Below are 11,742 nucleotides of genomic sequence, written 5' to 3'. Positions count from 1 at the left end.
TGCTGAAGACTTTTTAATTTTGGCTCGTAACGTGTTTCTCTTCAGATAAGGCTAATTGAATTGGACTCAACAATCGAAAAGATCTGAACCTTTCTGCTTCCTTTAATATCGGCGAATGTAGGATAAACTCATCTACCCCGTACTTTTCATGTAAATTTGCTAAGACTTCTTTTACATAGGAAGGAGTTCCAGCAATAATATTGGAATCCTGTTCTTCTATTTCGTAAGGCTCCCCAGACTGCTTCCCGAATAACTCTGCTTGCGCTAGTGTTTGGACCGTGACAGAACGACCGCTTTTGAGATGAACTTTCATGATCTTCTGATCACCTGTTAACTGTTCCGCTTCTTGTTGTGAAGGAGCAGCAATCACTGAAACCGATACCTTAAAGCTCCCAGTTGGATGGATACTTTGGTAAATGCGTGCAGCATCTTCAAGTACAGTCTCATTACTGTTGATAAATCGTGCAAATACATAAGATATCCCAAGATCGGCTGCTAGCCTGGCACTGTCGGCACTTGCACCAAGCAGAAACATCTTAGGCTTTTCCGAAGGGAGTGGTGTCGCTTGAATGCCTGCAGGCGGGTGATTCTCATTAACTGAATTTTCGAGTATTTTCTGCAGGAAAGATAACCGCTCTTCGAAATCTTTTCCATCATTCACAGTTCCAAACTGTAGCGCCTTCGTTGATAAGGGGAGACCACCTGGTGCCTTTCCGATGCCAAGGTCTACCCTGCCTGGCGAAAGATTCGATAACACGTGAAAGTTTTCCGCCACTTTATATGGACTATAATGCTGAAGCATAACACCTCCGGACCCTACCCGAATCGATTTTGTTTGGGCTAATAAATAAGAAATCAATACTTCCGGGGAGGACCCCGCCAGCTGTTCGGCATGATGATGTTCCGATACCCAGAAACGGGTATAACCCCACTCTTCTGCATGTCTGGCCAGATTAATGGTTTGCTGTAGTGCATCAAATGCTGAAGCTCCTGGAAATATCGGGCTTTGGTCTAAAATGCCAAGCTTATAACTCATATTCTCTCCTCCGCTTTAATTCAAAGTTTACTTATGCGAATAATTATATTTTGACATATCCTATCACCTAAAACATGCTAATGGCAATGGTTTAACTAATAGAAAAAAATATTGTATTGATAGAAAATATCTATCAATTCGATTGTATCTGTAATTGTTGATGGTTTTTCTCAAATTTCCGTATTGATAAAAGAATGTCTTTCCATAATAAGGGGGATTCCATACCATGATTTAAATGCGTCAGATAGATGTGCTGCTTTATCTTGATTAAATGTGACACATCCACTTCAACCAAAGTTCCCTGTTCTAACTCCTTTTTAATACATAAGTACGGTAAAAATCCGATACAGCTTCTGCTAAGAATTAGCGATTTCGCCACTTCCAGGTGATCGACCTGAAATTCAATGCGCGGCTCAACATTAGATACTTCAAAAATTTTATGAACGTGGTTCCAGTCAAACGCACCACACTCAAAAAATACCAACGGCTCCATTGCTAGTTCCTGAACTGTTAGCTCAGTTTGAAGTTGAAATGGATGTCCTGGATACACCACTAAACGAATCGAATTATCCAGGGTTTTGTAATTTTGCAGACCACTATGTGTAACATCCTTCATAAAGGCTATATCGACCTGTTTCTGAAGCAATTTTTCCATTAATGCATCATTTGCTGCTGAAATAAATTTAAATCGTAAATTGGGGTTTTCCTTTTTCCATAAAGGAAGAGCATATGGAATAAAGTATTGCGATGTAATGATATTAGCCCCTATCGTTATTTCCTCCAGTTCGCTTCCTGTTTTCAACTGCTTTTTCCCCTGGTGAAAGGTACGAATGATTTGATCCGCAAATGGAATGAATGCTTTCCCTTTTTCAGTTAAAATAATCCCTCTCCCTTGCCTCTCAAATAGTACTGAATCGAGTTCACTCTCAAGCGTCTTAATTCTTGCCGAAACCGTTGGCTGTGATAAAAACATTGCCTCTGCGGCTTTATGAAAACTATTAAGGTGAACAACATACATAAAAGCTTCAATATGATCAATATTCATCTTGCCAACTCCTTTTTCCAAAATGAACGCAAAAAGCTCCTGTTCGCTTATCGCGTTCAGGAGCTTTCGGTTGTCCAATCAGCTCATCCTCTTATAATAATTCTTTCTCCGATTTTAATCTGATAAAACCAATAAGTAAAGTATAATTTAATTAACTGAACAAGCAAAAAGTCACGATAAATTTTTTGCGTTTTCATACATTATGATATTCAAGGAACGTAATACTAATTATGCCGATGAAAATTTAAGGATTCCAAGTAAATAAAACGAATAATTCCATTCTCTTTCTGCCTCTTTTCAATCCTAACTTTTTTACGAATTTGTTGTTTATTCCATTGGATTTTTTTCCTGTTACAGAACATTTCCAAGCTGTCCATCCTGCCTAAATTATATATTTTTCTCCTTATAAAAAAGAAAAGAAAGGTCATCCTAATGGAGTAATTCCAATAATGACATAAGGAGAGAAACTTCATGCCTCAACAACAAATTGATATCAATCAATTAAATCAAGCAAAAGCAAATGTCACCCTTACGCAAACCTTACTTTCACAAGCAATTGAAAAATCTTCCTCTGATCCAACTTTGGCACAAGAAGCCATTAAACAAGCTGCTCAAGAAATTGCCCAAGCCCAATCTTCAGTAAATCAGGTTTACAATACAGTACAAGCTCAGCAAGCAGAATGATTTTGAGTATTATCTCGATTAATTGATTCAAAACAAGAAGAAAGAGGCCTATATCCAATTTAGGGATAGGCCTTTATAATGGATATTTTTGATATATCCAAGCTTTTCAACCCCACTTATTTAATGGAGGTATGCTTTGAGGGAACTTAAACGCATTGTATGGATCATACCTCGTTTTCACTTCCCGAAGCCGTTTAAAATTTTCTCCATAGTACGCAGTTGGCCAATCTTTGATTAGAGTATCCGGCCAATTCACGTAGTCACCTGTAGTGAATGGCGACAAGGCGCGCTTCAGGTCCTTGATCCACCGGATGTTTAGCCGTTCTTCTTCTGGATTGGTCCATGTAGCCTGATACTCCTGGGCGATGATGGCATCGCGATAATAAAAAGCTGTCTCCTTTGGATCTTTAAGGCCCGCCACCCCTCCCAGGGATTGGTGCCAGATGGCTGCATTTTCATTTGGAGCATTTTCCAAAAAATGCTTCATGGTCATGATTGCTTGCTGTGGAAAAGCTTTTTCAATGAAAGATCCTGACCTCTTTCGATACGCCGGTTGGTTTCCAGCTGGATAATCAAAGAATCTTACGGCTTCAATGTATGGGACTTCCTTTATCATGACATTTATTGGTGAACCGGCTTTTGTCAAAGGCTTTAATAGCAGCTTCAATCTATGTGACGCTCCAACAAATTCACCTTGAGCAATAATTTCGTTTGCTTCCTTTGCCTTGAATTCTATTTCTGAAGTTAAGCATTCATCAGCTTGAGGGGCCCAATCCTGCCAGGCTTCAAACACCGCTTCGAAATCTTCCCACCCCCATGTGACGGAGAAAATGGATACCCTTGATACGGGGTGTACCCTGAAAGTAAGAGAAGTGACTATGCCAAAGTTTCCCCCTCCTCCCCCGCAGCATGCCCAAAATAAATCACTATTGATTTCCCTATTTGCTTTAATGAGTTTGGCGCCCCTCTTTCCACACGCCCTTACCATTTCTATTTCAAGAAGATTATCACAAGTAAGTCCAAAGTGCCTCGTTAACATACCTATTCCACCACCGAGCGTAAGACCTACAACACCAACACTGCTTTCGGTCCCTGCCGGAATCGTCGTGCCATAGTTCCATAACGTATTATATACCCGCCCTAAATCAGCTCCGGCTTCAATTTTTGAGATCATCTTTTCACGATTGACCTTGATATTGTACATTTCACTAATATCAATGATTAGACCGCCATTCACTAATGAAAAATTTTCATAACTATGCCTGCCGCTCCTAACCCGGAAAGGTACATGATTTTCCCGGGCCCATTTCAATGAATTCAACACATCATTGGAATTTTGACAAAACACAATAACCTTTGGGAATTTAGCAAAACTTAAATTATTATTTATCCTGGCTTGCTCATACTCAGCATCATTAGGTGTAATGATACGCCCGGTAAGCTTTGTTCTTTCCAAAAAGATAACCCCTTCCTCGGGTAAATATGTTACATCCTATGAAAAAACCTGGCAGGACGGTACATTTCCCTTGCTGGCCCTTCCTTGTAATGGGGTCAAATTAGCTTTACTCGTGAATTCAACGCATTTACTCGTGAATTCAACGGTTTTACTCGTGAATTCCACGCATTTACTCGTGAATTCCACGCATTTACTCGTGAATTCCAGCTTTACTCGTGAATTCAACCGTTTTACTCGTGAATTCAACCGCTTTACTCGTGAATTCAACGGTTTTACTCGTGAATTCCACGTATTTACTCGTGAATTCCAACAATTGATGCACAAAGACAAAAAAAGCCCTTCTCGAATTAAGAGAAGGGCTTTCTAATAGTATTTCTTATCAAGAAATCTCATCATCGGATTTAACATCCAATGGTGTTCGTTTATCCATTTTCAGGATGTAATAACTTGCTGCGACCAAGGCTAGAAAAACGATCCCGACTATCAAGGAAATCCTTGTACTAGGATTGATCCACATACCGACCAGCACCATCAGTAAAAAGGCAATTGTCGCATAGTTACTGAAAGGGGCCAACGGCATTTTGAACGGATGTTTCTCCATTTCAGCAGCATTCACCTTTCTGAATTTAAGCTCACTGATAAGTAAGACAAACCATGGAATCATCCCGGGCAATACACTCGCACTGTACACATAAAGGAATAATTGCGGCGGTGCAAGGTAATTCAGGATAACCCCGATGCCCAATCCTAAAAGTACAGCGATCGTGCAATATGCCGGCACTCCATTTTTAGATACTTTAGCGAAGGCTTTCGGAGCTTGGCCATTCAATGCCAGTGTGTAAAGCATACGTCCTGCACTGAAAATCCCACTGTTGCATCCAGACATTGCTGCAGTGATTACGACAAAATTAATGATGCCTGCCGCTGCAGTGATACCTATTTTGGCAAAGGTTGAAACAAATGGACTGCCTAAGTCATCCAGTTGATCCCAAGGGAAGACTGTCACGATGACGAATATGGCACCAATGTAGAAAATTAATATGCGCCAAATGATTGATTGGATCGCTTTTGTTACGGTTTTTGTTGGATTTTTCGCTTCTCCTGCTGTTATGCCGATAAGCTCCACGCCTTGATAGGAAGCCACGACAAGGGAAAGCGCGAAGAAGAATCCTGTCCAGCCTCCCGTAAAGAAGCCGCCATTTGCCCAAAGATTCGATAATCCAATTGCATCCCCGCCATTTCCTATTCCAAAGAAGATAAGGCCAAGGCCGGCAATGATCATCAATATAATCGTTATGATTTTTATAAGCGCAAACCAAAATTCAAATTCCCCGAAGGATTTAACGGAAATGAGGTTTGCCGCCCCCAAGATGATCATGGCGACCACACCTGGTATCCAAGTAGGTAACTCCGGGAACCAATATTGCATATACAACCCAACCGCGATGATTTCGGACATTCCGACGATTACCCATTGAAACCAATTGCTCCAAGCAGTCATATAACCTGCCAAGGGATGTATATAGCTGCTTGCAAAGCTTGCAAAAGAACCTGTAGTCGGTTCTAAATATAGCATCTCACCCATGGAACGCATGATGAAAAATATAAAAATACCTGCGATTGCATAAGCAAGCATAACAGAGGGCCCGGTCCATTTGATCGTGCTCGCAGAACCCATGAATAACCCGACCCCGATGGTTCCGCCCAAAGCTATCATTTGAATATGTCTTGATTCCAGCCCTCTCTTTAATTCCTTGTTCGACATGATTAACTCCCCCAGATGCAATATCGGCAATGCTTTTCCATCCTTGCCTCGAGCGACTCTCTATTAATTATTGCGGTTAGAAATGCTTTATCGTAATCAATATTACATAACACTTCAATTATGTTTTCTTATCTTATAATAGTAAATATTCTGTAAAAATACAATTGTATTTTTGAAAAAAACAGTTACCAATAATATCTTGTCGGTTTTTCTAATCTAAAAATATCATTTTAAAAAAATGATGTTCAGTATTTTATAATAGTGATCGTTCAAAAAGAGTAGAAAACAATCACTTTTGCTTAAACCTTAAGTAAATACAGACCACCATTAAACTGTAAATAATGCCTGTTTCATTTCAAAAAAATTTGTTGACCTACCGAAAAATAGATGATAGAATTCCAATATTATTTTATAAGCATAATGAATGATCCAACAGTGGAAGATTATCACTGACAGACATTTCTTCACAACCGCATACAAGCAAGCGATGAATGCTATGGATGACACTATAGCAGGAGCAGCTTCTGGAGAGACTGTACAAGATGCAGCGCCGAAGGATTCACAATCTCAGGCAAAAGGACAGAAGAGTAACGAATGATAGAATTGTTATTCTGAGCCCTTTAAGAGATTGGTATTATCCAATCTCTTTTTTTATTGTCCATTTGTGATTGGACTTAAAACTACACTCTTGAAAACCAATGGAATAGGCAAGCAGGGCGAAAAATCACGTCCCTCTCTCCAAGACCATGCAGGTTGAAATCATTCACTAACAAGACTATAAAAAACGGGGGCGTAAGAATTGGCTAAACAGGAATTAAAAAGAGATTTAAAAAATCGACATGTACAACTGATTGCAATAGGAGGAACCATTGGCACCGGTTTATTTTTAGGATCCGGAAAAGCCATACAATTGGCTGGACCTTCCATTATATTCTCCTATCTGATAATAGGGATTGCCTTGTTTTTTGTGATGAGGGCGCTGGGGGAATTGCTATTATCCAATGCAGGTTATACATCATTCACTGAATTTGCAACCGAATATGTCGGTCCATGGGCTGGATTCGTGACAGGTTGGACATATTGGTTCTGTTGGATCATGACCGCAATGGCCGATATCATAGCTGTCGGTGTCTATATACAATATTGGTTCGATATCCCTCAATGGATTCCGGCTCTAATATGCCTAGTCATTCTGTTAGGATTGAACCTATTGACCGTTAAGTTATTTGGCGAATTGGAATTCTGGTTTGCTATCATTAAAGTGATCACGATCATTGCCTTGATCATCGTAGGAATCATTCTTTTGATCATCGGCTTCAATACCAATACCGGAACGGTTTCCGTAACGAACCTATGGAATCATGGGGGCATGTTCCCCAATGGCATTTCCGGATTCCTATTATCTTTACAGTTGGTCGTCTTCTCATTTGTCGGTGTCGAATTGGTCGGGGTTTCCGCAGCGGAAACAGCGAACCCGAGAAAGAATATTCCCTCTGCCATCAATAAAATCCCTGTCCGGATTTTACTTTTCTATGTTGGTGCCCTATTCGTCATTCTCTGTGTCAACCCATGGACACAACTGAATGCCACGAGCAGCCCATTTGTAGAGGTCTTTGCGTTAATCGGCATTCCCGTCGCTGCAGGAATCATCAACTTCGTCGTGTTGACATCCGCTGCTTCTGCATGCAACAGCGGTTTATTTTCAACAAGCCGGATACTCTATACGTTAAGCAGGAATGGCGAAGCCCCTGCTAAACTGGAAAAATTAAATAAACAGGCTGTTCCAAGCAATGCCCTATTAACATCCACAATCGTTGTATCAATTGGTGCATTATTAAGCAAGCTTATACCGGAACAGGCATTTACCGTAGTGACGACCATCAGTGCCATCTGTTTCATTTGGGTATGGAGCATAATCTTGATCTCCCATATCAAATATTCGAAAACAAGGCCTGATCTAAGAGCCGAATCAACTTTCAAGGCTCCTTTTACACCCTTTGTCAATTACGCCATTTTAGGATTATTCCTCTTCATCCTTATTGTTATGCTATTCGCTGAAGCTACACGACTATCACTGCTCTTGACCCCGATCTGGTTCATACTCTTGGTGATACTATATAACTATCGGAAAAAATATAGCTAAAGGAAATAAAGCCTTGAATTCAAATTTGAATTCAAGGCTTTATCAGTCTATGAAAAACATCAAGATTAGGCAGTTGGCGCGTTTTTGCTAAAATATATCAGGCAACTGCATTAAATTTTATATCAAAATAGTGTAAGCTAATATATATCATCGGACCTTTTTAAAAGAAGGTAAATCCGTCTTGCATGAATTTTCCTTCCCGGTTTGGTTCACCCAGCCATCAGTGGCATTGAAGAATAAACCCCATTGATGGACGTTTCACTTATTTAAAACGGAGGGGTTTGTTTAATGAAGATAATATATATCCTTACTCTAGTTCCTTTTATAGGCATACTAGGATTTCTACCTTTTGTTAATAAAATAGAACCATACGTATTAGGGATGCCTTTCAATATGTTCTGGATGGCTATGTGGGTGGTCCTTACCTCTGCCATATTGGGCATCATGTATAAGCTGGATCCCAGGAATCGGGAAGGTGACCAGGAATGAATATTGCTCTCTTAATCATTTTAGCATTTTTACTTCTATCGATATTTTTAGGGATACGCTCTTCAAAAGGAAAAGATATGGACTTGGAACAATGGACGGTGGGCGGACGTGGTTTTGGTGCGATTTTCGTCTTTCTGCTGATGGCCGGGGAAATCTATACGACCTTCTCTTTCCTTGGCGGCAGCGGCTGGGCATATGGCAAGGGCGCACCCGCTCTATATGTTCTAATTTACATTACTTTGTCTTATGTATTATCCTATTGGCTCCTTCCGGAAATATGGAAATATGCCAAAGAAAATAAACTGATGTCTCAATCCGATTTCTTTGTGAGCAAATATAAGAGTCCCAGTTTAGGAATTTTGGCTGCACTTGTCGGTGTGGTGTCGATGATTCCAGTGATCGTCGTGCAGCTGAAAGGATTGGGAATCATTGTCTCTGAAGCATCTTATGGTGCCATCTCAATGTCCGAGGCAGTTTGGCTGGGGGCGATCAGCCTGACCATTTATGTGATGATCTCCGGTATACACGGTTCAGTTTGGACAGCGGTCATTAAAGATATCATGATGGTCGCCATAATAGGATTTTTGGGGATTTATCTGCCGATCCATTACTTTGGCGGATTTCAGCCGATGTTTGAAGCGATTGATGCGGCCAAGCCTGGTTTTCTAAAGTTCCCTGATCAGGGACTTAGCGTATCATGGTTTATCTCCACGGTAATATTGCTCGTATTCGGTTTCTATATGTGGCCACAAGTTTTCAGCGCTGTCTATTCAGCACGCAGCGGCAAGGTATTTCGAAAAAATGCCATCATCAGCCCTTTATATACACTCATGCTGTTATTCGTCTTTTTCGTTGGGTTTACAGCTATATTGAAAGTGCCCGGACTCGTTGGAGCAGATGCAGACCTCTCATTGCTGCGCCTTTCGATCGAGACCTTTGATCCATGGTTTATAGGCATAATCGGCGGAGCTGGATTGTTGACCGCATTGGTGCCGGGATCCATGCTTTTGATGAGCGTCGCTACTCTGCTCGCGAAAAACGTCTATAAGGAATTTACACCTGCAGTATCCGATCGTCACGTTGTACGATTGGCAAAGTTCCTTGTTCCCGTCATTGCCCTTATTGCCGTCTACTTCACCTTAAACGGCGGCGAAACGATGTCGGCATTAATTCTTATGGGATACAGTCTCATCACACAGCTATTCCCGTCCCTGCTCTTTAGTCTGAAGAAGAATAATCCCATCAATAAATATGGCGCAATCGCCGGCATCATCACCGGATTATTCATCGTAATCTGCATTACACTCAGTTCTTCAACTATAGGAACCTTGTTTCCAACCTTACCTCAAGCCGCGAAAGATTTGAATGTGGGAATCATCGCTTTGGCGGTCAATTTCATTGTGATGATCACGGTAAGTCTTGCTTTCAGGAAGCACGCGGTTCAGTTGGAACCAAAATCCGTTAACGATATATGAAGCAACTTTGAAACTCGTTTTTTGGATAAATAAACAAGGAAGGCTCAGTCAAAAGACTGAGCCTTCCTTGTTATCGACATCCATTGTCATAATTTCCTTTTTCTTAATAATTGGGAGTATGGAGCAAATACTCGTGAATTTCCCTGGCACCATCAGTAATCCACTAAAGCCTTCCTGCCATCATTCAACGCTTTGACCATTTTCTTATATTCCTGCAGCTGTTGTTCCAGTTTTCGTTTTCTATTTACGATCATCCTCGTTACCTCTTTCGGGCTGGGCCCTCCTTGGATGCTTCTAATCTCCACAAAGTATTCGGGAGAGATGATCTTTTTCCATTCGTCTTCAGTTAAATTCACTGCAACGAATTCATTGATGATCTTGTTGATGTCTTGTGTGTCCCAATCATAAAGCTCCTTCCCTTCACCAATCGACCGTTTTGCAATATGACTGGCGATGGTATGAGCCTTTCTAAATGATATCTCGTAATCTCTTGATAGGGTATCCGCTAATTCAGTAACCGTTATACTGGATTTTGCGGCCATTTTCTTTGTATGTTCTTCATTCACTTTCAAAGTCGATATGACGGCATACATGAGTTTCATGACACGTCCTGCATTCGAAAATGCCCGATATAAATGCGGCTGTAAATCATCTTCCGTATCGACGATATCACCAAATGGCGTATTGTGGATCATATTCATTGCTGCGAGTGCATCACCATATGCACTGCTAGCAATCGAACGGGAGTGTTCAATGGAAACTGGATTTCTTTTTTGCGGCATGATGCTGCTCACTTGAACATAAGGATCGGCCACATGAAATGTACCAAACTCCCTTGTCACATGCTGCAGGAAATCCTGAATCCATCTCCCTGTATTGACCATGCACGTCATGATGGCCGTTGCGGTTTCCAATAAATAATCCGCCCCGCCTATCGAGTCATAGGAATTCTCGATCACCGAATCAAACCCAAGCAGTTCAGCAGTACGGTTCCGGCTGATTGGAAAACCGGTGGTCGTTAACGCGGCAGCTCCCAAAGGCGATTGGTTAACCGTTTCATAGGCTGCCCATAACCGGCCAATATCCCTTTGAAGCACATCATAAATGGCTAAAAAGTAATGTCCTATCGTAGTCGGCTGAGCCGGTTGGGTATGCGTGTAACCAGTTATATAGGTTTCTGTATGTTTTTCAGCCTGCACCAGGAATGCCTCACTCAAATGGCTTGCATAGCCAATCAATTGGAGCAGATGGCCTCTCAAAACAAGCCGGTACATCGCTACTCCCATATCATTACGACTGCGGCCGATATGAATCTTTCCTGCAAGTTCATGACCGATTTCCTCACCTATCTTTGCCTCCATCATGAAAAATAAGTCTTCGAATTGGGGCTGATAGGTCAACTGCTTAAGATCTGTTTGGGCCACTTTCCGAATCCCATCAAGCATTGTTTTCGCCTCTTCTTCTTTAATGATCTTTTGTTCCGAAAGCATGATGACATGCGCCCGATGAATATCGAACATTGTATGAAATAAGTAATCTCTTTGATCATTAAAAACAGGCATCAGAAGCTCTCTAGCATATGTTTTTCCGGGAAAGACACTACCTTCGTTTTTGATAAAATCTTCAAGCCTGCTCATCTTTAAACCTCC

General features: G+C 41.1%; 9 protein-coding genes and 1 riboswitch. Of the genes, 4 read left to right on the top strand and 5 right to left on the bottom strand.

Translation table 11 applies throughout. The annotated features are described in order from the left end of the window. Positions 1-13: 13 nt before the first annotated feature. On the bottom strand, positions 14-1,036 hold the full coding sequence (locus BW986_RS22545; RefSeq protein WP_076370975.1) for an LLM class flavin-dependent oxidoreductase: 1,023 nt from the start codon (positions 1,034-1,036) through the stop codon (positions 14-16). Between the two features lie 133 nt (positions 1,037-1,169). After that, a complete protein-coding gene (locus BW986_RS22540; protein WP_076371203.1) occupies positions 1,170-2,081 on the bottom strand; it encodes a LysR family transcriptional regulator in 912 nt (303 codons plus the stop codon). Between the two features lie 471 nt (positions 2,082-2,552). Here BW986_RS22540 and BW986_RS22535 point away from each other — a divergent pair, with 471 nt between their 5' ends. Further along, positions 2,553-2,765 carry a hypothetical protein gene (locus BW986_RS22535; RefSeq protein WP_057278656.1) on the top strand — a complete coding sequence of 71 codons (213 nt, stop codon included), beginning with the start codon at positions 2,553-2,555 and terminating at the stop codon, positions 2,763-2,765. Between the two features lie 106 nt (positions 2,766-2,871). Here BW986_RS22535 and BW986_RS22530 read toward each other — a convergent pair whose 3' ends face one another. Together BW986_RS22530 and BW986_RS22525 are read right to left on the bottom strand one after the other, a co-directional pair. Continuing rightward, on the bottom strand, positions 2,872-4,221 hold the full coding sequence (locus tag BW986_RS22530; RefSeq protein ID WP_076370973.1) for an FAD-binding oxidoreductase: 1,350 nt from the start codon (positions 4,219-4,221) through the stop codon (positions 2,872-2,874). A gap of 379 nt (positions 4,222-4,600) precedes the next feature. Next, entirely contained in the window at positions 4,601-5,986 is a 1,386-nt protein-coding gene (locus BW986_RS22525) for an amino acid permease (protein ID WP_076370971.1), read from the bottom strand. 514 nt (positions 5,987-6,500) lie between these two features. After that, a riboswitch (glycine riboswitch) is annotated at positions 6,501-6,579 on the top strand. A 206-nt stretch (positions 6,580-6,785) separates the two neighbouring features. Here BW986_RS22525 and BW986_RS22520 point away from each other — a divergent pair. The 3 genes from BW986_RS22520 to BW986_RS22510 all read left to right on the top strand — a co-directional run bounded on the left by BW986_RS22520 (position 6,786) and on the right by BW986_RS22510 (position 10,093). Then, a complete protein-coding gene (locus BW986_RS22520; RefSeq protein ID WP_076370969.1) occupies positions 6,786-8,129 on the top strand; it encodes an amino acid permease in 1,344 nt (447 codons plus the stop codon). Between the two features lie 288 nt (positions 8,130-8,417). Next, entirely contained in the window at positions 8,418-8,618 is a 201-nt protein-coding gene (locus tag BW986_RS22515; protein WP_048685209.1) for a DUF3311 domain-containing protein, read from the top strand. After that, on the top strand, positions 8,615-10,093 hold the full coding sequence (locus BW986_RS22510) for a sodium:solute symporter family protein (RefSeq protein WP_076370967.1): 1,479 nt from the start codon (positions 8,615-8,617) through the stop codon (positions 10,091-10,093). The genes BW986_RS22515 and BW986_RS22510 overlap by 4 nt, the downstream gene beginning before the upstream one ends. Before the next feature lie 152 nt (positions 10,094-10,245). On the opposite strand, the gene argH is transcribed toward BW986_RS22510, so the two are convergent. Continuing rightward, positions 10,246-11,730: an argininosuccinate lyase gene (argH, locus tag BW986_RS22505; RefSeq protein ID WP_076370965.1), complete on the bottom strand. Its 1,485-nt coding sequence runs from the start codon at positions 11,728-11,730 to the stop codon at positions 10,246-10,248. Positions 11,731-11,742 lie beyond the last annotated feature (12 nt).

Source organism: Peribacillus simplex, from assembly GCF_900156045.1.
Lineage (GTDB): Bacteria > Bacillota > Bacilli > Bacillales > DSM-1321 > Peribacillus > Peribacillus simplex_D.
Note: the sequence above shows the minus strand (reverse complement) of the source record. Positions and strands in the feature narration are given on the sequence as shown.

Bases quoted from the DNA above. Each gene is read 5' to 3' on its own strand.
- BW986_RS22525 (WP_076370971.1), bottom strand. From the start codon at position 5,986: ATGTCGAACAAGGAATTAAAGAGAGGGCTGGAATCAAGACATATTCAA.
- BW986_RS22515 (WP_048685209.1), top strand. From the start codon at position 8,418: ATGAAGATAATATATATCCTTACTCTAGTTCCTTTTATAGGCATACTA.
- argH (WP_076370965.1), bottom strand. From the start codon at position 11,730: ATGAGCAGGCTTGAAGATTTTATCAAAAACGAAGGTAGTGTCTTTCCC.
- BW986_RS22540 (WP_076371203.1), bottom strand. From the start codon at position 2,081: ATGAATATTGATCATATTGAAGCTTTTATGTATGTTGTTCACCTTAAT.
- BW986_RS22510 (WP_076370967.1), top strand. From the start codon at position 8,615: ATGAATATTGCTCTCTTAATCATTTTAGCATTTTTACTTCTATCGATA.
- BW986_RS22535 (WP_057278656.1), top strand. From the start codon at position 2,553: ATGCCTCAACAACAAATTGATATCAATCAATTAAATCAAGCAAAAGCA.
- BW986_RS22545 (WP_076370975.1), bottom strand. From the start codon at position 1,036: ATGAGTTATAAGCTTGGCATTTTAGACCAAAGCCCGATATTTCCAGGA.